Origin of the sequence: Pseudoalteromonas sp. CO109Y (genome assembly GCF_004208935.1) — a bacterium.
GTDB classification, from domain to species: Bacteria; Pseudomonadota; Gammaproteobacteria; order Enterobacterales; family Alteromonadaceae; genus Pseudoalteromonas; species Pseudoalteromonas shioyasakiensis.
In genome coordinates this window covers 174,252-194,303 of the sequence record NZ_SGPD01000030.1, presented here as the reverse complement: position 1 = coordinate 194,303, position 20,052 = coordinate 174,252, and the positions used below count along the sequence as shown (strand labels likewise).

The window sequence follows — 20,052 nt, the reverse complement described above, 5'->3', positions numbered from 1 at the left end:
TATCTATCTCCAAGTACCTTCGACAGACATTCTCATTTCAATGCACTTAATTGCCATATTTTGCCCGTCACCGCTTAATTCTACACCTTCATTTTTCACCTTAAATTCATTTGTATTGGGTACCAGGCGATGCCAGCTAGAAACCGCAACTCTATAACCTCCAGCATCAACTTGGGTTCTACCAACAACCGATATTTCAACATTATTTATATTTAAAAATGGATGTGGCAAATCAGGAAGTTGTAATTGCCCACTCCACTGCTCTGGCCCTAAATCTAAATTGATTACATTTGTTGTCCAAATTTTTAATTGTCCATTTGATTTTTTCTCAAATTTGCCAAGTTCATTTTCACCAATTTCAAATGTTCCTACTCCATCATTGAAAATGATGCAGCCTCGTTCAAAAAATGCGTTTAAGTATTTAGCATTAGAGGACTGAATTATTATCTCTTCACCTGTCACACCATCTATTGCTGTTCCTGCATTCACCCAAATTTGACCACCATTAAGGTTTATTGTTGCCTGTGGTGCGCTTGGCCTCGACAATTTAGCCGCGTAAGCGCAAATTACTCCACCTGCTGCTGCATAAATAGCTGAAGATGATCCGCAATTCAGTGCGTTCCCATTTGAGAATGAAACATTTGCTCCCTGTGATTCTGCAAATATGCCACCTTTTGCAGCGCCACTTACATCAGCATCATCTGCATTAACAAGTGATCTTCTTGCTATTAAACCAAAACCACCCGAGTTTTTTGCTGAACCACCTCTAAACTCTAGAATACACCCACGTGATGCATAAATTGATGAATTAGTTTGCTCAAGTGTTTTACAACAATTATCAAATATTGCACTTCTGGCGTTACAACTAGAAGCTTGTTGCATTCTTAAACCTATACCAGATGAACCACTAAAGTTTGCGCCATAAATGTTTGCTCGCCCATGAACTTGAATTCCTCTAAAGCCCGCATTAATAATCCCTTTACCTTGGCTAACAACACACTCGGCTTCAGCCATTTGAATACCAGTACCGTGATTATTTTCCATATCAATGATGCAGTCTAATGTTGGTAATTTAGTTCTATATCCAAAGATTAATGGTGCCCTAGGCGTCTCACCAAGAATCCCTGAAGGTACATTACTAGTATCTGCACCAACAAAATCATTATCTAGATACACAATTTCATCATCAGATACTATTCTGACATCAGAAAAATCTCTGCCATGTTGACTGATCCCTTTAGTCAGCCTATGACCACTTTCTATTTTGATAACAATCTCAGTTTTTCCTGATGTTGAAACACCGCTCAAACTATTGAGGGCTTCATTCAAGTCGCTAAAATCTGTTGGTATCTTAATATTAATCGTTTTTTCATAAACCATTGCTGCGCGTTGTAGATCATCTAATGAATCACCAATTCTATAGCCGATTGAATTTGCGTTATGTTTGCCATCATTAATATGGCTATCTATTTCGTTTTTAATTGCTTCTGTACTTGTAGGTTTTTTTCTTAAATCTTGAACATTGTTATATTGATTAATTTCAGCAATTTTTGTTATGTAGTGTTTTTTATCGTGCTCATCGGTGAATTCATCAAGGTTATTTGAAATATTTATATTAAATCTAGGTTGCCACACACTACTTGCATCACCATCAAACCACGCTTCTAGATAAACTCCCTTAGGGTAGTCTTCGACTGCAATAATATGATCTTCCAGTAATTCTACTCTTAGCCCGTTCACATAACCTGTGCCAGCAAGTACTTTGAATGAATTTAAAGTTGATCTTTCCACAACTTTAAAACCATCACCAATGAACCAATTCTTACCATTAATATCTGAAGCTAAATTCTGAATTAGCTTATCTACTCCGCTTAACCTAGAAGTAAAATCTAACTGCCAAGTTTCCGGTGCAACATCAATACCTGTAAGATCAGCAATACCTGAGTACTCAATACCAAAGTTACGGTTTAAGGTATTACCCGCAACACCGTCAGCCGTCACGGTTTTTGGTGTAGTCGGAATATGATTGATAGCAACTAAAGTGTTGTTCACTGATGAATACAAACCTACCCAGTTAAATTCAAACGGGCCTGTCACACTATCAAGAACCGTCGAATACACCACTACGTTGTCATTAATCCGGCCAACTTGCTGAACGATTTGTTGATGAACTATATAGTTGCTTGGTAAACCCTCTTCCCGGCTAATCGGTGCTGTTGCATCTTGTCCGGGTACATTTGCAAAAATAAACGTATCTATATCTAACTGCTCATTAGCTTGTGCTTTAGCAGCAAAAAGTTTTTCACCTGCGATTGTAATAATTGAAGCCATGTTAATTCCTCTTTTAGCTAATAAGCTGCTTATTTGTTGCAATAATAAAATGTGATTCGTTGTCCATTACCGCTAGCCCTAATTTAGGACTCATGTCGTCACTTAACTTTGCAAACCCCGTTAAGTTTTCATGTGAAAAGTCATTAGGGGGTGCGACAAGCGGCATGCTTGCAATAGTGCTGTATTCATAGCGGCGAGTCGTTCGACCGTATTGCCTGCAAATATTGTCAATTAGGTGGTTTCGCTCTGCTAAATCTGAATCCAACAATTGCAAGCTCACTACGTCCCAATCGACTTCACTCACACGCTCATCGATGGTGATCCACGGTGTGCCTAATTTCTCAAACATGAAATACCAGCCGCTTTGCGTTCCTGCCCCTTTAGCAAATTGCAGCGCGTACTTAACGCGGATTCGGTAGGTTTGCTCTGTTTCATTTGGGATTTGCGTAATATCTCGCTCCCATGCAAGTAAATGCACAAGGGCTAGTTCTGCGGTCATTGGGTCTAGCTGCTTTGCAGGCCATGTAAGCATTTCACTTACACGCTGCCAAAATCGCACCGCGCCTTTGCGTAACTTATCGAGCTCACTTGCTGGCCGCGCTAGCCAGTACGGCATTTTGGTGAGGGCTTCCCAATCTATGTTCATGACGCATTACCATCTGTTACTGTTAATGATGCCAAGCGCGGAACGTCATTTTCACTGGTAATATCACCTTGCCCCCAACTCAATGAGTCGATTCCCTCAAACTCCCTATGCAGTTCTTGGCCTAAACGACTAAAGCTAAATCTGCTTTGTGGTTTTGTTCGTGTGACTGAGTAATCAGTGTTTTCTCTAAATGCACTACGGATAAAGTTTTCAACATCGTTGAGTAATGTTGTTACTTCGCTATCAAGTAAATAGGTATGCGGATAAATCGTGACTGCAACAGCCACATCAACACCTGGCATCGGCAACACCAGTAAGTCATCACCATGGCCGTGGTAACCTTTTGCCATAACATAGTCGTTTAAGTCATCAATAAGTACTTGGCTTGGCTCACCTGTATCTAACAAAATAAACGCATTTGCAGTACCAGGGCCGCGTGGCGCATCGTGCTCAAAATAAATATTGTCAGTGTCCAGACCGCTTCGTTCTGTCAATATAGCGCGGTATACCGCATCAATATGCCAAGGTGCCGCAGCTGTAAATGCGTTGCGGGTTCTTAGTTTTAATTCTTCGTTTGTTTCGGCGTCAGCGCCCAAAATATCAAGCCACTGATCATCATTAAGTGCGTTGCTAATTCCGGTGACCGACTCGGGTAATATGTGGTAATAGCCTGCACCTAAGTTATACGCCGCACCTGCGAACTCAGCGATAACCGGCACTAAAATACTGCCTTGGTTTTCAGGCAGAATTACATCGTCAATTGTTAGCACGCGATACACCGTGCCGTTGATTGCATCTGTCTGTATCACTGTTCCAGCGCTTATAAGTAAGCTTGGACCAGCTTGAGCAGCACGATAGAAACGCACTTTACCTTGTGCACGTTCTTCATTTTTGCGTGTTAGGTCATGTTCCCATGCCTTCGCTTCTATAAATGCGCTGTCAGTAGCAGTTTTCAAAAATAGGTTTGGTAGTATATTTTCAATCAGTACTTTGTTAACTATCCAGTTAGCCGGCTTTGCAATAATTGCGGTGATCACACGCCAGAACGGTGAGAACGGCGAGTCATTTGCAATAATGCTGCCCTCTGCTTCAACGTCTTCTTTGAATAAGGCTTTCCAGCCCTCTTCAGTGGTTGGAATACCCGCATTTTCTACAATGCGCTTAAAGTCAATGTTCGCTGTTTCATCAGCCATCACTACGCCCCTATGATCAACGATGAAATATCACCAAACTCAATGGTTTTTGCATACACCCACCATTGCCCTTTTTTAATTTCGTTTTCGGTCACTTGTACCGTGCCAGGCATGATCCGCTCATCATCTTCAACCAATAACTTGATACGGGTCTTAGTGTCGTTCGTCACACTCGTTCCTCTGTCACTTACCAGTAAATTGGCAAGGCCTGTATCTAAAATGGCATGCACAATATCTTGTGCTATCACATCACGGTCAGCTAAATAACGCGGGTTGTGGCCTGCATCTAACACCACTTCACCACTTTCAATGTGCAGATCACGATAAAGGCTCATGAATGCATCTCCACAAAGTTCATGTAACTGCTATCACCTTTTGCTGGGTACACATTCACAGTGCCAACAGAGGTTGATTTTTGTTGGTTGGCGTTACTGATCTGTTGGGTTATTCCGCCTTTTACGGTTTTTCCTTCAAGGGGGGCTATGGCTTCAACGCCTATCATTTTTTTCATACCCTCAAAGCTGGTATCAAGTTCAATTCCTGCTAGGTCGGCTAACTCTTCAAGCGCCCACAATAGTGGTGCAAATAGCACTTCAACCGCTTTCCATGCGTATTCAAGACCAGTTAGTAAAACGTTGATCCAGCTAATATCCGCAAAGCTAGCTTTTAAGTCGTCCCAGTAATAAATCAACGCCCCTACTGCAACAACGGCCGCAGCGATAGCCGCTACAATTAAGCCAATCGGGTTTGCATACATCACAATATTTAAAGCAAACATCACACTGCGTAAGGTGCTTAAGCCCGCGCTTAATGCTGTGGTGATCCCTGTCCATGTCATTGCCGCAACACCCCATGCGACCATAGCCATTTTGCTCGCGCCCATGATCACCGTGAACAAACCGCCTGCCGCAACAAGCCCCAATACTGCAACCGCTGCATAGCCAATCCAACGCGTTAGAGTTGGGAACTGCTCAGTAAACCACACAACATTGGTGCCCATATCCGCTATAAGCCCCACAAAATCATTAAAGGCGGGTAAGATGGCTGCGCCCCATGCCGCACGAATCACATACCAGCTTTGTGCTAACCGTTCGCTTTGGTCAGTCATAGCCATTGCCATTTCTTCGGCTTTTTGCATGCCGTTTACTTGGCCGAGTGAATTAATCGAGTCATTCAGGCCATTAATGTCTGTCAGTAATAACTTGATGGTTGATACAGCGTTCTTTGAACCAAAGGCTTTGGCAAGTTGATCACCTTCGGCAACATCAATCACATCACCATATTTGCTACGAATTTCTGTTAAAATATCAACCATAGGCAACATGCGCCCTTGGCTGTCAGTAAAGGTCAGTCCTAAAGCAGATTGTGCTTTACCTACCCCCGCTAAAAACGCAGAATATTTAGTCCCCGCTTCACTTCCCGACATCGTCGCTTGTAATGTACCAAGAATTGCCATTTGTTCATTCACAGCAATGCCTGCACTATTTGCATCAGCGCCAAGAGAAGTAAACGCCGCCGACATTTCACTACCTGTCGTTTTAAACGCTTGTACTGATTGCGCCGTCATTCCTGTTATTTGTTCAACCCATGCACTTTTACCCATGTTTTCGGCTTGGTTTTTAAAAATACCGTACATGGTGCCCATGTAATTAGTGATGGTGGCTGCATCTGATTTAGTCGCCGCAGCAAGTACGTTGCTCGACATCGTAAACGCTGATAAATCAGCATCATTAAGTCCTGCTATCGCACTTTGAATGTCATAGCTTGAGCTCACGAACTCAGTGGCAGATTTGCCATATTTAAGGGCGTATTGATAAGAGGTATCCGTTAATTGCTTTAATGCAGACTCACGCACACCGAGAGATTTAACTTCACCCAGTACCCGATCCATTTCAATGGCGGGCATAAGTGCGTTTTGTAATGCGTAACCGCTGGCCGCAATGCCTGCCACACCTGACGCCATTTTCATGGTGCCCGTTTGGTAGTCACTTGATAGGCCATTTAAGCTATGGCTTATTTTTGCAATGGGCTTTGTGATTTGGTCAATCAACCCCACTGTAAACATAAGTGGCTGCGGTAAACTCATTTACTACCCCCCAAAGGCTTTGCTAACTGCATTAATCACAATGGCTTCTAAATCTTCACGCTGGCGTTTTATCAGCCATGCTGCCCTTGCTAAGTTATGTTCGCTGTCATCTTCATGCGGTAAAAGATGACGACGAAACGTCAACATTTGCTCAAGCGGGTTATTGCTAATGGCTTCAACCAGCGCGTCTATTTTTTTACGCTGATCTCAAGCGCTGGCGCGAACTCCTGTTGCAATAAACCTGCAATTTGCAGTGCTGCACCTGGTGATTTATCAATTAACTCTCGCAACTCTTTTTTATTACTTTCATCGACTGTGCGCATCACTAGATTGTGCGCAGGTGCGACCTTGTTATTCGGCATAATGTCGTTGATATAGCCGTTGTAATCATTGGTGCTTACATTGAATTTAAATTCTTTACTGCCAATGGTTAGGGTAATGATCTGGTTCATGCTTTATTCCTCAAACTGGGTAATTAATAGTCTTTAAACTGTTTATGCCTTCACATTTTTTCTAGCAACTTGTCTAGCTTGGCATCCATACTATCTAGGCGCTTTTCAAACATCTTTTGTGACTCTGCGCGCATCATTTTTTGATGCTTTATTTCTTGTGCATTGGTATCGATGCGCTTATCTAAATCAGCAAAAAACCAGAAGCCACTAACAATCACAATCAAGGTCGTTAATACATGCGCAATGTTCACTTCTTTTTTTACATGCCAACCTTCGGTTTTAATTTCTGCCATTACTTAGCTACTCCTTTTACTTTTTCGATTGTCCTTAAGCTTGCTAGGCCAAGTAAAGCGAGTGTTAATTCCATCATTACATCGGTCGGTAGCTCTGGCGTTCCTGCGTCTGGCCAAATCCACTGCAAAATTGGATTAATTAAGAAAGTAAATAAAAAGCCAAAGCCACACACCCACAGTAAAAAAGGTCTTGCCCCTGCCACAAACGTTGAGCGGTGTTGTGCTGCATGAGTATTAGCTAGCGCTTGCATTAACAGAGGTTTTTGCTTAATTTCTGCTAAATCATTGTTTAGCTGTTGGCGCTCTTCATCAGATGTAAATAACGCATCACCTGCTTTGCCAATCGCTTCAATCGGATTACCGCCCACTAAGTTTGAAAACCAACCCATGATCAATTTACTCCCTGCTCTAAATACCTAGCTTCACGCCAACGGCGTGTAGAATATCTATCACCAAAATCAACAAGTTCATCAATCATGGCTTGCGTGTTTTGTGTTATGGCCGTGCGCCAAAACTTAGGACAGCGTTTAGATAAATCACCATATTGAAACGCAACCGATGCAATCACGGTCTGCATGGGCTCTGGTAGTTGCTCAAATTTGATGACTGAATGCTTGTTGTATTTGTCAGCTAATAGAGTTATCGACTCAAACTTTGCGCACTTATCTATCAGGGTGGCTTCATCTTCACTCACTTTCAGCGGCATTAGGTTCAGCATCATCTGAGCGTGTTCACCATGTTGCTCGCAATACGGTAATAACTTATCTATCAATGAAGGCCGTGCGATAAAAAACATACGCTCTAAGTCTTCACGCGAACGCTGACCAATATCAAAGCCCGTTGCAATCGTTACACCCGACTTAGAATTAGCTGCATCAGGCACATAGCCTTTTAGTTGTGCGCCACCTTCTAGCTCTGAAATGAAGCTGTAATTAACTTTGATATTGTTCATATTGCTACTCGCTCAACTCTTGGCACGGAACACAGCGCTGTACACCTGGTACTGCTTTTTGCCGTGCTTTTGGTATTGGGTCACCACACTCAATGCATTCCGTTGCACTGAGTTTGTGGCTGTTGTTAAGTCCTTTTAATCGCTGATCAACAAAGCGTTGTTCAGCGCGTTCCTGTGCAATAACTAGGTGATCAATAAAATCCATTCACGCTCACCTTTACTGCACTATGTTTTCGATTTCGTCTGGGCGTAAGTACGGCACACCATTGATATGAACAAAGTCAGGGCTCGTTACATCAAACGGGATTTTAAATAAGCTTGCTTGCCCGCCTTTTTTATCAATGTCTAAAATGTCACTGAGCTTGATGCGGCAACCAAATGCTTCAACCTTCATTTCGTCTTTTGAGGTCTTGCCGTAAAACATGATGTCGAACGGTTCCATACCACGCCAAGAACCGGCGCTCTTAGCTGCATCTGAGATAAGTGCAAAGTTACTTGCATTAACTGACAGCTCACCATTTGCCGATACATCACCATCAACCGCACCATCGGGCACACCGCCCGTTTGTGATACAGCGCTGTTATCTGTGATCGATAACGTGGCCGTGTCCACATGCACCATAATGTCACCTAAGTTGACGTTAAAATTCATTCCAGATAAACGCATGATGACTGCTCCTAGTTGCTGCTTAAATCAAGCATGATGTTGACGGTAATTTCTTTCGGGCTGTTGTATGGGCGCAAAATAAGGTAAATCACCACGCTTTTATTGCTGGTCCATTCAATCGTGATATCCCCTTCAATAGGCGGTGTGATTTCACCCGGGAACGCCGTCCCATTGATAGTCGTGCTTTTACTCATTTCGCGTAGCGGCTTCATAAAATACGCTTTGTTTAACTCAATGCTGTTCGGTGTTGAGTTAAGCGAACGGTTAGCAACACGACGAATCGCTAATACGCGCACTTGTCGGCTGGCTTTGTGTACTGGGCGCAAGTGTTCAAGGTATTGATAGTCACCACCCGTTGCATCAAGCGTTTGTGCATCACTCCAATACATACCTTCAAAGTCGCTATACCACTGCGGCACACTCATGCGGTTATTGGCCAGTGTTTCTAATGTGGCAAGTGATAATGGCTCGCCGTCTGTATCAACCGGTGCATCGCCTAGCCCTAACACACTGCCTGTTGCCACACGCATTGGGCTATCTGCAATGCTTACGCTGCGGTCACATAATCGGCCAGCTAATACACCCACGTTATTGCCGTGTAGCTGTGGCACTGGCACCACTAAATGCGCGGCAATACCATCTTGAATAGCAATGGTTGCGGCTTCATACGCAGCCCATGTTTGTGTTGCTACATCAATGCCAGGTAACGCAACTAAGCTAGAAACAAAACGACCTAATTTGGCTTGTAGTGATGTTAGGTGGTCATGGATATCGGTAAGGCCTGCGCTAGTGTTCTGCTCGTCACACACCACCACAATTTCAAAGCTTTGCACCTCATTTGCGCGGTCAATCGCTTCAAGTAGATCTTCGCCATCGGCAAGCGGGTAAACCGCCGCTGTCCAGTTCTGGCCTGCATTAAGTTGAGCGGCAATAAGAATGTCGCGCAATGGGCTATCAGCAAACGCATCACCTAAATCTGTTTGTGCACCAACACTAAATAGCTGGCTCTCTTCATCTACTGAACCGGCACGGCCAACAAACAAGAAGTGTCGTTCGACACCTTCAATGTCACCTTGCCCTAAATTCAAATTGTTAACTTGCACTTTACCGAGTGGCATTGGCTTATCCTCGTTTATTGAGTTGGTTTAATATCTGCGCGAGTTCGCGCTGAACGTTTATGGTGGTGTCACCTAAAAATGGTCGAGCATCAACAGGGATATCCCAGCTTTTACGCTGTTTTTCGTCACGTAATATGCTTAGCATCAAGGTTGCTTTACCGTGATTTAAACTCGCTTGAATCTCTTTAACACTGGCGCGGCGGTAACCTTTGCCCTTGCTCTTTGGTACTTTGAACCCTTCAGCTGACAGCGCTTTGGCTTGGCCGCGAGTACACGGCGCTTTGTAATCCGGCTTACCGTGAATACGTGCCATTCGGCTAGCTGTCATTCGCTCGGTGCCACCTTCTTGGTGCATGGCAGCAATTCGCCCAGTTAAACCCGCTTTGTGCTTTAGCTCTAAGCGGTTGCTGCTTTTCACATACGGCTCAAGTGTTCGGCCCATGCGTTTAAGTAACTTGCCTTTTTTGCCGCTTTTGCTCGGCGTAAACTTCTCACCATCTACCGTGGTTTGAGTGCGAATACGCTTACGAGCAAGCGCTCGTTCGTGACGACCGAGTGTTTTTAATACACGCACTCGTTTACCCGCTGGTAAGGCTAAAAGCTGTAGTTGGTGCTTAGCACTAAGTGCTTGGCGTTTGTTTGGGGTGATCACAATGCTCATGCGCGCCCCACTACATCAACATCGACATTTTCAGCCACGTTAATTGGTGCAAGCGATACATAGTAACGACCACCATTAAACTGCACTGGCCCGTTGTCATCAGGGATAAGCTCAATGTCATCCATCAGTTCTAATTCAATCAGTACCGTGGCGTTGTCATCACTAATTAAATCAATGTCTATTTCGGGATCATCTAAACCGAATTCGTCGCGCTGCCACTCGCTATCAATTAAAAACGCACATACCATGGCAAACAGGTTGTAAGGGTTAACCTTTTTATGTGGGAATTTTTCAATTGCAATAATGGCTGTGTGTTTCCACCTCGCCACTAAATAACCGTCTTGGCCTTGATCTGAATTGCAAATGATTAACTTGCCGCGCTCTTGCCAAGCATCAATATTGTTCTTACGAATTGCACCATTTAAGCTGGCAACTAAAAACTCGCATACTTGCTGTAACTGACTAATAGTTTGGCTCATAGCGAATGCACTCCCGCACGGCCAAGACCAAGCAATAATCGAATACTGCGGTTTGATTGCGCTAGAATTTGATTTTGCTGTTCAACGTCTTCTGCTTTGTTATTGCCCGTCTCTTTTTGATCAACTGCCGAAAAGTACCCCATAAGATCACTATGTGAGCGGGCATAAACGGCGCCACGGTAAACACTTTCTTGGCTTTGGCTAAACTGCGGCACACCATCAATCAGGGTGAAAGAAACATCCGTGTTACCTTTCGCAATATAATTATTAATTTGCTGTTGAATCTCTAACACACTGCGGTTGAGCGAATCAGCTATTACCGTTTCTTCATAATATTCAGGTATGCGGCGATGATTACGGAACTCTTCTGTGCTAAGCACAGGCCAGCCGCTATCAGCATCAATTTCAATGCTGTCATCTGCTGTATGTTCAAATCCGAATGTCATGCCATTTACCTTTGCATAGGGTCAGTGCAGTTAGCGTCACAGTGATTATTTAAAAGTCGCCTTTTAAAACACTCAGCTAATGCACTGGAGGGTTTGGAGACGGTTTGCTTACTGTGCGTTAAGCTCAGCAAGTGCTCTAATTCTCATCGCTATTTTGTTTCTTACGGTTTTAACTTGTGCGTGCTTATGCAGTTCCTGCGCTTTAGCTAAATAGCCATCGGCTTGCTGTAAGCGCTGCAAGTCGCCAACATGTGACGGCGTAACTTCGCCATTTTTCGTGCGCAATAACGCAAGGCCCGCAAATTTGTAATATTTAGACGTAACTTGCTCAGGTAATTTCCAATGATCCGCAACAAGCTTGAACACTTGCCCAAAGTAAGGCTCAATGCTGTGGCCTTTATCTGCTTGCGTTTGCGCCCAATCAAAAACAGTGTCGGCAATAAAACCAGGCCACTGGCGGCGAATGCTTTTAACCATGGGCTGGTTAAGCTCAATGGCGCGTTGTCCAAGCTCGATGCCGCGACTGAGGTTGCCAACATCAAACAGCCATACAGTGCAATACGAGAAAATCGGGTTGTCTTCATTTTGTTTGCCTTCTTTCGTTAAGTAGTCTTCAACAATCGGTAACCACTTAGGCAGTAATACATCGCGTTTATGAGCTATTTTGTCAGCTCGGCGCACAAAGCCTTTTAGTCGTTTTAAGTCTTCGTCTAATTCAATTAGCTGTAGGTGTAGGCTAGGTGCATATTCACCACTGCCCGACACGCTTACTTTTTCGAGCTGTTTTTTTGCTGCGTTTTGCTCTTTGAATTGGAGGATTTTGGCTCCTCCGACGGCTTTTTTAGCTCGTCAACCGTTTCCTTTAACTCGCTGTTTGCTTGGTTAATATCATCGGCGCTGTAAGCTAGGTCGCTGGCTGCATCGCTGGCTTTATCGGCGGCACTTTCAATGTTGCTTGCCGCACTACTTGCTTGCTCAGCACTTTCAGCAAATGACTCTGCAGCATCGTCAACATTGGCTATGCTTGTGTTAAGCTCATCTGCTGTAGTTTCAACGTGCTTTAGTTCAACGCTTTCAACATTGTTTTCATCATCAAGCGTTACTTCTGCAAACACGGTTTGTTCTTCACCGTTGGCAGGATCAAAGCCCTTTTCAAAAAATGTGATGTTCTGATCAACATACTCTTGAGCGGTTTCAATCGCTTTTGACTCGTCACAACCCAATAACTTCGCTAGCAATTTAAGTGCAGTGTTATCTTGAGCAATGGTAATTTGCGAATTACCCGTTGTAGCTTTGTTTTCGCCTTCAGCTTTTGCAGCTAGGCGACGTTTTTTAAAATCAGCAATGGCACTCATGGCATTTACCTACTTTTAATTGGTATGCGTTGCTAGGCGGTTAATGGCCTAGCAACAGGTTTTAATTAACGATTAAGCTGCTGGTGCAGGACCAATGTTCATGGCTGCTTCGTCAACTGCGGCGTACACTTCAAACTCTTCAATTGCGTAGCCTTCTTGTCGCCAGTAAGAGTTTTCAAACTGCTTGCGGTCTTCTTCATCTTTGGCTTTGCGGTGTGCTGTGCCTTTTTGCGTATAGATATGCAAGTTGCTTAAAATCGTTACGGCAATACGTTTACCCGGGAAGAACGGCGGCGTATAAGCGCGCATACCACCAATGTTTTTATCCATCTGCTGGGCAGCGACTTTTTCGCTTGGCTTGTCTGCCTGGTTCATCAATTTTGTTTGTGCTGTGGCTGTTAGGTCTGCACCTACTAGCACGACTAAACGCGGGTCATTGCGTAATGATGGGTGAATAAACGTATTTTTAAGCTCAGTAACAATGGCATCTAGCGTTTTGTACTCGCCATCTTTTAGCTCAGCGCTTGCATCAGGATTAAAGTAAATAGGGTCTGTCATGATTTGATCAGGCGCTTTTTCTTTAACAATTTGATGCCAGCCTTTGTTAACGTCTTCACCATTCGGGTTGGCAACTGGGTCTGTTGTCGCTTCTGCTGACACACCATTAAAGCCAACGCGCAGCATATCGAGTGCAAAACGTAGCGTGGCATTTTGGTTAATGAGCTTCATAAACTCATTTAAGTTACCGGCGTTGGCCCAAGTAGATAACAGCGCCCATGTTGTTGCCGAACATGAATCGGTTTCAACCAATTCATAGGTATGACCATCAACGCCTTGCTCTGATGTAAAGCGGCCACCTGCTTTACGACCTGTCGCAATACCGTAGTTACCTACTTTTACAACTTGGCCTTTAATTTGGTCCACCTGCATGGTGGTGATCATGCGTAAGAACTCGACCGACTCTAAAAGCGCGGCACGAAGCTTTGTTTCCATTGGGTCAGAAATAGCAAACTTATGTGATGCGTCTTCTACACCAAATGATTTTGCTACTTGCACCGAGTATTTTTGTAAGAACCCAGCGGCTGTTTGATTTAAGTGCATGCTTTATCTCGCTCTGTTATGCATTAATAAAAAGAAGAACTGGGTTAAACCAGGTCTACGGTTTCGCCGCCTAATGGGTTAGGTTCTTGGTCTTCTTGCTCTTGGCTAAGCGCGTTAAATTTGGTTTCTAGGCCCGATACCTTTTGACTAACGCCATCCATCTTTTCTAAAAGCTGACTGAATTGCTCAGAGGTGACACCTGCTGCGCCTTTATCAGCTTCTGGCTCTGCAGCAGGCGGGGTTTCTTCGGCCTTTGGTGGCTTTTCTTCGCCTTTTGGCGGTTTGCTGAATTTAGTTTCAAGGTCTGTCACCTTGGTTTCTAATCCTTCAAACTTACCCATTAGGGCATCAAACTGTTCTTGTTTCATGGGTTCTTCCTCGGTGATTTCATCTTGTTGATCAACTGATTGCTGATCCGTAGAAAATAACTTAACTATTTGGGCAAACAGGCCGAGCGCTTTTTCTTGCTTGTCGGCTGTAATATCTGCCTTTTGTTCTGTACTGGTGAAAACAAAGTCGCTATGTTCAAGCGCTTCAAGCTGGCTATATTCATGTTCAGCTTCATTGTCACCAATTGAGAATTTTAAACGGCTGGTACCAGAGCTAGCTGGCGAATCGGTAACGGCAAGGCCTTGTAAATAACAGCGTCCTTCGCTTTTGTAGTCGGGATTTGGCTCAATAGACATAAACAGCTTTTGGCCGTCTTTGTTTGCAGCAAGCAGATAGTCGTTAGCGGTAATTTTCACAAACAGTCGTAACTTACCACCTTTTTTAGCGGCTTTAACTTCGTCAACAGTGCCCCAGTTTTTACCCTCAGTTGGTCCCCAACTTGAACGAAAATGCTCAGGCCAAATAAGCGCGGTATATTCATCAACCGAATATGATTCGGCCATTTGATTAATCCACTCTTTTGAAATGGTGCGACCGTCTACCGTTGCACCCTCTGTTGCTGCAATTACCCAACCTGATTGCTTTGCCATTTGTTTGCCGTGTTGCTTAAAACCAATATTTAAGCGCAGCATAGCCCTAAAAAATGGGCGTTTCATTCGGTTTGATTTTTAGAAATTCCTAGATTGAGATTCTAGGAAAAGGTAGGTTTTTTAGTCAGTTATAAGCTTATTATAAATGAATACACTGTCGCTAGTTATCAATTTTTACATGAGTAATTAGCACCTAAATGGCTTATTCACCGGAAATACGCGAAGCAGCAAAGCGGCTTTATTTACGACACTACACACCAAGTGAAATTCGTAGCGAATTAGACTTGCCTAATGATCGTGTTGTTTATTACTGGGCTGATAAATATAGCTGGCGCGACTTACTGCGTGAAGAAGAAGTCGATGAAGCCATTGCAAGGCGCATTGTTTGTTTAACTGATATTAGCGATAAGACAGGTAATCAAATAAAAGAACTCGACATGCTTATTGAAAAGCATGTAAAGCTTAAAAAACAACGTGCGCAAGAAGAAGCTGCAAAAAATCCGCAACCTCAAAATAGTCAGGCCAACTCAAATCAACCAAGCGGTAAAAGCAACTCAAAGCCAAAAGGCCGCAAACGTAAAAATGATGTAAGCCATTTAACCGAAGAAGATTTTGGCACCTGGTACGACTCACTGTTTGAATACCAAAAAACGATGCATGCAAACTTGCATCAACGTATTCGAAACATTCTTAAAAGCCGTCAAATTGGCGCAACCTATTACTTTGCAGGTGAAGCATTTAAAGATGCGGTGTTAAGTGGCGACCCGCAAATATTCTTATCGGCCAGTCGTGCGCAAGCTGAGGTTTTCCGCAGTTACATTGTGGCTATTGCTCAAGAATTCTTTGAAATTGAGTTAACCGGTAACCCAATTATATTACACACAAAACTCGGTGATTCTGAGCTACGGTTCTTAAGTACTAATAGCAAAACGGCGCAAAGTTACCACGGCCATGTTTATATAGATGAGTATTTTTGGATAGGTAAGTTTAACGAGCTCAATAAACTTGCCAGTGCCATGGCAACCCATAAAAAGTGGCGTAAAACTTACTTTTCAACGCCGTCTACAAAAGCACACCCTGCTTATACCTTTTGGACGGGTGATCACTGGCGACAAGGCCGTGCTGAACGTGAAGAAATCGAGTTTCCTAGTTTTGATGATTTACGCGATGGCGGCAGGCTCTGCCCAGACAAACAATGGCGCTATGTAGTAACTATTGTTGATGCGCAAAACGGGGGTTGTGACCTCTTTGACATTGACGAACTGCGCGATGAATACAACGCCGATGACTTTAATAACCTGTTTATGTGCATCTTTGTTGATGATGCAGACAGTATATTTAAATTCAGCGACCTTGAAAAATGCATGGTCGATGCATCCCGTTGGCAAGATCACAAACCAAGTGCAGCACAGCCATTTGGTAACCGCGAGGTATGGCTAGGTTACGATCCTTCACGCACCCGCGATAACGCCACATTAGTTGTGGTAGCGCCACCTAAAAAAGACGGTGAAAAATTCCGTGTACTCGAAAAACACTACTGGCGCGGGATGAACTTCGCTCACCATGTAAGTGAGATTCAAAAAATATACGCAAAGTATCGCGTCACTTATATTGGTGTTGATACCACAGGCATTGGTGCAGGTGTATTTGATTCAATAGAAACCCTCTACCCGCGCGAAGCCCAAGCTATTCATTACAGCGTAACCAGCAAAACTCGTTTAGTGCTTAAAATGATCGACTTAGTAGAAGCAAACCGGATTGAATGGGATGCATCACACAAAGACATTGCCATGAGCTGCCTAGCCATTCGTAAAACCAGCACAGAGACAGGTGGCGCAATTACCTTTAAAGCCAGCCGCGATAACACCACAGGTCATGCAGACGTATTTTTTGCAATAAGTCATGCCGTGATCAACGAACCGATTAACCACGCATTTAAGAGAAAATCACGATGGACCATGCAGAACAACTAACTGACCAGCCAAACGATCAACAAGGTAAACAAAATGCGCCCGTTGTGTTTAGCTTACCTGAACAAGTTATGCCAGATATGTGGCTAACCGATTATGACTCGCTGTTTTATAACGATATGGACGGTTATTGGGAGCCGCCCGTAGATCGTCATTTATTAGCAAATCTTACTCGCCGCAATGCGCAGCACGGCGGCATTGTAGTAAGCCGTGCCAATATGGCAGCTGGCCGTTTTATATCGGGTGGCATGAGTGCCCAACAAGTACAGGCTGCATTTTTAAATCTAGTGCAATTTGGTGATGTGGCCTTACTTAAAATTCGCAACGGCTTTAAGCAACCGGTGCGATTATTTCCGTTGCCAAGTTATCGCACTCGAGCGACTGGTGATGGTGGCGCCGTAGTGCTTGAGCGTAACAATCAAGTAAGAAAGTATAAGGCCCGCGATATCATTTGGATTAAACAGTATGATCCTGTTCAACAAGTATATGGTTGCCCTGATTACTTAGGCGGTTTACAAGCTACGCTTTTAAATGAAGATGCGACCCTATTTCGCCGTAAATACTACATCAATGGCGCGCACATGGGGTTTATCATGTATGCCACTGATCCTAACTTAGACCCTGAAGTTGAAGACGATATCAAAGAGAAAATTCAGGATAGTAAGGGCGTGGGAAATTTCCGCTCGTTGTTCGTGAACATTCCTAACGGTAAAGAAAAAGGCTTACAAATAATCCCTGTCGGTAACTTTGAAAGTAAAGATGAGTTTATGAACGTTAAGAACGTGTCAGCACAAGATGTGCTGAACGCTCACCGTTTTCCACCTGGCTTATCTGGCATTATTCCATCTAACACTGCTGGCCTTGGCGACCCTACTAAATACGATGCCATGTATTTTAAAAACGAGACTAAACCGTTAATCAAAAATATGGTTGATGCGGTTGAACAAGATCCTGAAATAAGCAGCAAGTTAAAACTTAAGTTTGATTTAGAGCCAGCAGCTTAATATATTAAGGCGCCTAAATTCGCGCCTTAAAATTATATCAATTCTCTATGTTTAGACATTTCTGTGTATAAACTTATTATTTCTTCAACAGCAGCTTTTCTTTCCATTGCATTGAAAGAATTTATTGTTGCTCTGTACAGGCCTTCATTTTGTGTAGGCTGAACTGCTCTAAATGATTCCATTAAATTATCAAATCGCTGTTTTAGATTTTCTGGTAAGTCATTCTCTGACCTGATTTGCGCTAAATTAAATGAGACAGCATCTATCAGTCTACTAGTTTGATCTCCTTCACTAGTAAGACAATCAATTGCCAAATACAGCTTTTCCCAACCATAACTAATACTCATAGCAACTCCATTTAAAGTAAAATTACACTTATCATTCTACTGAATAGTTAAACTCTTTTTGGAAACCTGATCAACACTGTATATAATTACAGTTATTGTTTTGTTAATTTATATTGGTGTGATTATGCGGGTAACGTGTCCGAACTGTGGTAGTAACGCGACTATTTCATCAAGAGAAAATCAATCGACCCATGTAGCTGATCTTTATGTTTCATGCACTGACGTTAAAAACTGTGGGGCAACGTTTGTTAGTACATTGGCATTTAAACATTACTTAAACCCACCACGCCAAACTACGGCACAACTTGCTGCATCATTGATAAGTAAACTACCAAAAGAAGAGCAACTAAGTTTGATTGGACTTTAAAAGCCAAATAACTTTTTATAAAAAATGAACCGGCTTAAGTAGATACCAATATAAGACAAGAGCACAAAAAATATATGTGAAACAACAAGAGCATTTGATTTCAACACAACCCCATCTATGAGAATATCTTTCGGTTCTAAGGCCTCAAAAAACGTCTGAAAGCTAAAATCGTAATAACCTAATAGCATCATAATCACAATTACCATTGAAAGTATGGCTAGAAAGTCACCATCTGCCTTGCGGAAGAAAATGATCGAGAAAAGGTATATTAAAAGGAATGTAGCGATTCCACAAAATAAACCCAAAAAAGAACCGGCTAAAACTAACGAAATCCATTCACTAAGCATAGAAGTACATTTAACCTATAGTTGTATTATCAAACAATCCCTGTAAGTGAAACTTATGCCATAAGACTCATAAACACAAGATGCGCATTGCCTAACACTCCACGCGATTTTTACCTTCTTTTTTAGCTTTATAAAGTAGTTTATCAGCCTGCTTTATCACATTTTTAATAGATGATCTTTCAGTTAATTCAACTACACCTGCACTAAACGTGAAATTCAATGCTTCAATGTCATGATTAATCAATATAGTCTTAACTGAACTCTGCAGCCTGATGAGAGCATTCTTAGCATCAATTACGCCTACGCCTTGAAACACAACAATAAACTCTTCACCACCAAAACGAAAAATTAAATCTTCTCGTCTGAGACTTGTCTGTGCAATTTTAGTAAACTCTTTCAGTACTTTATCGCCCGTTTGGTGTCCATATGTATCATTTATTGATTTAAAGTTATCGAAATCAATAAAACCAATACTTAAAGGTAAGCTTTTGCGTACGTGGAGACTTATTGTTTTATCAATAGTGTCAAAAAAATACCGACGGTTATAAACACCTGTTAACTCATCGTAAAATACTAAGTTAAGGAGCTTTTCTTCTAACTTAGATTGTTTTTGAGCCATAAATCGATATGTGCAGCAATCTGCGATCAATTCAGCGAAAAAAACTTCATAGCTATTCCACTCTCTGAAAGTGACTTTTTGTTCAAAACAAACAACACCAATAGGTTTACCTTCACTAAAGATAATTGTATCTAGCATAGACTTGATATTTTCTGTTTTTAAATATGTATCGGTGAAGTCGATTGTTCTATGATCAGTGAGCGCATTATTGGCTACAATGGGGGCTCCGAACTCTATTGCCTCGAAATAGCGTGGATAATCACCTTTTGTTAGATATGGTAGTTCATCAGGAGTACCATTAACTCCCCAGTCAGTATTTGCAACACATTCTAAAATATTGTTTATAGGATCAGTGTTTAATAGCCAAACAGAAATACGACTTACATCCAAAGTTTCAAGTGAATCCTGCAAAACTTGCCACATAAACACTTGTACCGGGGCACTAAAATCAACTTTCATTGATGAATGCCTTCTAATTAAATTGGAATTTAATAAAATTTCATCATTATTATCCAAGAGCAATCCTTACAGCTGACAATAGTACTCTTCCTATAAACCAAATTTAGCACAAGTTGTTTACAATAATATACATAATTCCCTGAAAGCTCCAATTATAGAACTACACGATTCAATCCTAA

General features: G+C 42.6%; 25 protein-coding genes. 3 read left to right on the top strand and 22 right to left on the bottom strand.

Going from position 1 to position 20,052, the window contains the following annotated elements; all coding sequences use genetic code 11:
• Nucleotides 1-3 precede the first annotated feature (3 nt).
• The 20 genes from EXT43_RS12815 to EXT43_RS12725 form a co-directional block, all read right to left on the bottom strand.
• Nucleotides 4-2,331 (bottom strand): phage tail protein, encoded by a 2,328-nt coding sequence (locus EXT43_RS12815; protein ID WP_130167146.1) that lies wholly within the window; start codon nucleotides 2,329-2,331, stop codon nucleotides 4-6.
• A gap of 13 nt (nucleotides 2,332-2,344) precedes the next feature.
• On the bottom strand, nucleotides 2,345-2,977 hold the full coding sequence (locus tag EXT43_RS12810) for a phage tail protein (protein WP_130167145.1): 633 nt from the start codon (nucleotides 2,975-2,977) through the stop codon (nucleotides 2,345-2,347).
• A complete protein-coding gene (locus EXT43_RS12805) occupies nucleotides 2,974-4,170 on the bottom strand; it encodes a baseplate J/gp47 family protein (protein WP_130167144.1) in 1,197 nt (398 codons plus the stop codon). The genes EXT43_RS12810 and EXT43_RS12805 overlap by 4 nt, the downstream gene beginning before the upstream one ends.
• Before the next feature lie 2 nt (nucleotides 4,171-4,172).
• Nucleotides 4,173-4,505: a DUF2590 family protein gene (locus tag EXT43_RS12800; protein ID WP_130167143.1), complete on the bottom strand. Its 333-nt coding sequence runs from the start codon at nucleotides 4,503-4,505 to the stop codon at nucleotides 4,173-4,175.
• The gene (locus tag EXT43_RS12795) at nucleotides 4,502-6,256 is read right to left on the bottom strand and encodes a phage tail tape measure protein (protein ID WP_130167142.1); all 1,755 of its coding nucleotides are present in this window, start codon (nucleotides 6,254-6,256) and stop codon (nucleotides 4,502-4,504) included. The genes EXT43_RS12800 and EXT43_RS12795 overlap by 4 nt, the downstream gene beginning before the upstream one ends.
• A gap of 3 nt (nucleotides 6,257-6,259) precedes the next feature.
• Nucleotides 6,260-6,403 carry a hypothetical protein gene (locus tag EXT43_RS20700; RefSeq protein ID WP_165385104.1) on the bottom strand — a complete coding sequence of 48 codons (144 nt, stop codon included), beginning with the start codon at nucleotides 6,401-6,403 and terminating at the stop codon, nucleotides 6,260-6,262.
• Between the two features lie 41 nt (nucleotides 6,404-6,444).
• Nucleotides 6,445-6,708, bottom strand: coding sequence for a putative phage tail assembly chaperone (locus EXT43_RS12790; protein ID WP_130167141.1), 264 nt, complete (start codon nucleotides 6,706-6,708; stop codon nucleotides 6,445-6,447).
• Between the two features lie 50 nt (nucleotides 6,709-6,758).
• A complete protein-coding gene (locus EXT43_RS12785; protein ID WP_130167140.1) occupies nucleotides 6,759-7,001 on the bottom strand; it encodes a hypothetical protein in 243 nt (80 codons plus the stop codon).
• Nucleotides 7,001-7,390, bottom strand: coding sequence for a 3TM-type holin (locus tag EXT43_RS12780; protein WP_130167139.1), 390 nt, complete (start codon nucleotides 7,388-7,390; stop codon nucleotides 7,001-7,003). Before EXT43_RS12780 ends, EXT43_RS12785 begins: the two co-directional genes overlap by 1 nt.
• A 2-nt stretch (nucleotides 7,391-7,392) precedes the next feature.
• Nucleotides 7,393-7,953: a pesticin C-terminus-like muramidase gene (locus EXT43_RS12775; protein WP_130167138.1), complete on the bottom strand. Its 561-nt coding sequence runs from the start codon at nucleotides 7,951-7,953 to the stop codon at nucleotides 7,393-7,395.
• A 4-nt stretch (nucleotides 7,954-7,957) separates the two neighbouring features.
• A complete protein-coding gene (locus EXT43_RS12770) occupies nucleotides 7,958-8,158 on the bottom strand; it encodes a TraR/DksA C4-type zinc finger protein (RefSeq protein ID WP_130167137.1) in 201 nt (66 codons plus the stop codon).
• Between the two features lie 12 nt (nucleotides 8,159-8,170).
• The gene (locus EXT43_RS12765) at nucleotides 8,171-8,620 is read right to left on the bottom strand and encodes a phage protein (protein ID WP_130167136.1); all 450 of its coding nucleotides are present in this window, start codon (nucleotides 8,618-8,620) and stop codon (nucleotides 8,171-8,173) included.
• 11 nt (nucleotides 8,621-8,631) lie between these two features.
• Nucleotides 8,632-9,738: a DUF2586 domain-containing protein gene (locus tag EXT43_RS12760; protein ID WP_130167135.1), complete on the bottom strand. Its 1,107-nt coding sequence runs from the start codon at nucleotides 9,736-9,738 to the stop codon at nucleotides 8,632-8,634.
• A gap of 4 nt (nucleotides 9,739-9,742) precedes the next feature.
• Nucleotides 9,743-10,399 (bottom strand): phage virion morphogenesis protein, encoded by a 657-nt coding sequence (locus tag EXT43_RS12755; RefSeq protein ID WP_130167134.1) that lies wholly within the window; start codon nucleotides 10,397-10,399, stop codon nucleotides 9,743-9,745.
• On the bottom strand, nucleotides 10,396-10,878 hold the full coding sequence (locus EXT43_RS12750) for a phage tail protein (RefSeq protein ID WP_065978207.1): 483 nt from the start codon (nucleotides 10,876-10,878) through the stop codon (nucleotides 10,396-10,398). Before EXT43_RS12750 ends, EXT43_RS12755 begins: the two co-directional genes overlap by 4 nt.
• Entirely contained in the window at nucleotides 10,875-11,324 is a 450-nt protein-coding gene (locus EXT43_RS12745) for a head completion/stabilization protein (protein ID WP_130167133.1), read from the bottom strand. The genes EXT43_RS12750 and EXT43_RS12745 overlap by 4 nt, the downstream gene beginning before the upstream one ends.
• Nucleotides 11,325-11,432: 108 nt before the next feature.
• The gene (gpM, locus tag EXT43_RS12740) at nucleotides 11,433-12,089 is read right to left on the bottom strand and encodes a phage terminase small subunit (RefSeq protein ID WP_240701501.1); all 657 of its coding nucleotides are present in this window, start codon (nucleotides 12,087-12,089) and stop codon (nucleotides 11,433-11,435) included.
• Nucleotides 12,090-12,091: 2 nt separating this feature from the next.
• Nucleotides 12,092-12,679, bottom strand: a complete 588-nt coding sequence (locus EXT43_RS12735) for a hypothetical protein (RefSeq protein WP_130167132.1) — start codon at nucleotides 12,677-12,679, stop codon at nucleotides 12,092-12,094.
• Nucleotides 12,680-12,751: 72 nt separating this feature from the next.
• The gene (locus EXT43_RS12730) at nucleotides 12,752-13,780 is read right to left on the bottom strand and encodes a phage major capsid protein, P2 family (protein WP_130167131.1); all 1,029 of its coding nucleotides are present in this window, start codon (nucleotides 13,778-13,780) and stop codon (nucleotides 12,752-12,754) included.
• A gap of 44 nt (nucleotides 13,781-13,824) precedes the next feature.
• Nucleotides 13,825-14,826: a GPO family capsid scaffolding protein gene (locus EXT43_RS12725; RefSeq protein WP_240701500.1), complete on the bottom strand. Its 1,002-nt coding sequence runs from the start codon at nucleotides 14,824-14,826 to the stop codon at nucleotides 13,825-13,827.
• A gap of 131 nt (nucleotides 14,827-14,957) precedes the next feature.
• Between EXT43_RS12725 and EXT43_RS12720 the strand changes: the two genes are divergently transcribed.
• Both EXT43_RS12720 and EXT43_RS12715 read left to right on the top strand, forming a co-directional pair.
• Entirely contained in the window at nucleotides 14,958-16,733 is a 1,776-nt protein-coding gene (locus EXT43_RS12720) for a terminase family protein (protein ID WP_130167130.1), read from the top strand.
• Nucleotides 16,712-17,734, top strand: coding sequence for a phage portal protein (locus tag EXT43_RS12715; RefSeq protein WP_130167129.1), 1,023 nt, complete (start codon nucleotides 16,712-16,714; stop codon nucleotides 17,732-17,734). Before EXT43_RS12720 ends, EXT43_RS12715 begins: the two co-directional genes overlap by 22 nt.
• A gap of 32 nt (nucleotides 17,735-17,766) precedes the next feature.
• On the opposite strand, the gene EXT43_RS12710 is transcribed toward EXT43_RS12715, so the two are convergent.
• The gene (locus EXT43_RS12710) at nucleotides 17,767-18,081 is read right to left on the bottom strand and encodes a hypothetical protein (protein ID WP_130167128.1); all 315 of its coding nucleotides are present in this window, start codon (nucleotides 18,079-18,081) and stop codon (nucleotides 17,767-17,769) included.
• Between the two features lie 124 nt (nucleotides 18,082-18,205).
• Between EXT43_RS12710 and EXT43_RS12705 the strand changes: the two genes are divergently transcribed.
• Nucleotides 18,206-18,448, top strand: coding sequence for an ogr/Delta-like zinc finger family protein (locus EXT43_RS12705; RefSeq protein ID WP_240701499.1), 243 nt, complete (start codon nucleotides 18,206-18,208; stop codon nucleotides 18,446-18,448).
• A gap of 438 nt (nucleotides 18,449-18,886) precedes the next feature.
• Here the strand turns inward: EXT43_RS12705 and EXT43_RS12700 are convergent, their stop codons facing one another.
• Nucleotides 18,887-19,930, bottom strand: a complete 1,044-nt coding sequence (locus tag EXT43_RS12700; protein WP_130167127.1) for a sensor domain-containing diguanylate cyclase — start codon at nucleotides 19,928-19,930, stop codon at nucleotides 18,887-18,889.
• Nucleotides 19,931-20,052: the final 122 nt, after the last annotated feature.

What these genes read in the sequence shown, in the direction of transcription:
- EXT43_RS12780 (WP_130167139.1), bottom strand. Translation starts at nt 7,390, where the DNA reads ATGGGTTGGTTTTCAAACTTAGTGGGCGGTAATCCGATTGAAGCGATT.
- EXT43_RS12760 (WP_130167135.1), bottom strand. Translation starts at nt 9,738, where the DNA reads ATGCCACTCGGTAAAGTGCAAGTTAACAATTTGAATTTAGGGCAAGGT.
- EXT43_RS12815 (WP_130167146.1), bottom strand. Translation starts at nt 2,331, where the DNA reads ATGGCTTCAATTATTACAATCGCAGGTGAAAAACTTTTTGCTGCTAAA.
- EXT43_RS12755 (WP_130167134.1), bottom strand. Translation starts at nt 10,399, where the DNA reads ATGAGCATTGTGATCACCCCAAACAAACGCCAAGCACTTAGTGCTAAG.
- EXT43_RS12735 (WP_130167132.1), bottom strand. Translation starts at nt 12,679, where the DNA reads ATGAGTGCCATTGCTGATTTTAAAAAACGTCGCCTAGCTGCAAAAGCT.
- EXT43_RS12765 (WP_130167136.1), bottom strand. Translation starts at nt 8,620, where the DNA reads ATGCGTTTATCTGGAATGAATTTTAACGTCAACTTAGGTGACATTATG.
- EXT43_RS20700 (WP_165385104.1), bottom strand. Translation starts at nt 6,403, where the DNA reads ATGTTGACGTTTCGTCGTCATCTTTTACCGCATGAAGATGACAGCGAA.
- EXT43_RS12710 (WP_130167128.1), bottom strand. Translation starts at nt 18,081, where the DNA reads ATGAGTATTAGTTATGGTTGGGAAAAGCTGTATTTGGCAATTGATTGT.
- EXT43_RS12800 (WP_130167143.1), bottom strand. Translation starts at nt 4,505, where the DNA reads ATGAGCCTTTATCGTGATCTGCACATTGAAAGTGGTGAAGTGGTGTTA.
- EXT43_RS12790 (WP_130167141.1), bottom strand. Translation starts at nt 6,708, where the DNA reads ATGAACCAGATCATTACCCTAACCATTGGCAGTAAAGAATTTAAATTC.
- EXT43_RS12725 (WP_240701500.1), bottom strand. Translation starts at nt 14,826, where the DNA reads ATGAAACGCCCATTTTTTAGGGCTATGCTGCGCTTAAATATTGGTTTT.
- EXT43_RS12715 (WP_130167129.1), top strand. Translation starts at nt 16,712, where the DNA reads ATGGACCATGCAGAACAACTAACTGACCAGCCAAACGATCAACAAGGT.
- EXT43_RS12750 (WP_065978207.1), bottom strand. Translation starts at nt 10,878, where the DNA reads ATGAGCCAAACTATTAGTCAGTTACAGCAAGTATGCGAGTTTTTAGTT.
- EXT43_RS12720 (WP_130167130.1), top strand. Translation starts at nt 14,958, where the DNA reads ATGGCTTATTCACCGGAAATACGCGAAGCAGCAAAGCGGCTTTATTTA.
- EXT43_RS12705 (WP_240701499.1), top strand. Translation starts at nt 18,206, where the DNA reads ATGCGGGTAACGTGTCCGAACTGTGGTAGTAACGCGACTATTTCATCA.
- EXT43_RS12775 (WP_130167138.1), bottom strand. Translation starts at nt 7,953, where the DNA reads ATGAACAATATCAAAGTTAATTACAGCTTCATTTCAGAGCTAGAAGGT.
- EXT43_RS12730 (WP_130167131.1), bottom strand. Translation starts at nt 13,780, where the DNA reads ATGCACTTAAATCAAACAGCCGCTGGGTTCTTACAAAAATACTCGGTG.
- EXT43_RS12785 (WP_130167140.1), bottom strand. Translation starts at nt 7,001, where the DNA reads ATGGCAGAAATTAAAACCGAAGGTTGGCATGTAAAAAAAGAAGTGAAC.
- EXT43_RS12795 (WP_130167142.1), bottom strand. Translation starts at nt 6,256, where the DNA reads ATGAGTTTACCGCAGCCACTTATGTTTACAGTGGGGTTGATTGACCAA.
- EXT43_RS12745 (WP_130167133.1), bottom strand. Translation starts at nt 11,324, where the DNA reads ATGACATTCGGATTTGAACATACAGCAGATGACAGCATTGAAATTGAT.
- EXT43_RS12805 (WP_130167144.1), bottom strand. Translation starts at nt 4,170, where the DNA reads ATGGCTGATGAAACAGCGAACATTGACTTTAAGCGCATTGTAGAAAAT.
- EXT43_RS12770 (WP_130167137.1), bottom strand. Translation starts at nt 8,158, where the DNA reads ATGGATTTTATTGATCACCTAGTTATTGCACAGGAACGCGCTGAACAA.
- EXT43_RS12810 (WP_130167145.1), bottom strand. Translation starts at nt 2,977, where the DNA reads ATGAACATAGATTGGGAAGCCCTCACCAAAATGCCGTACTGGCTAGCG.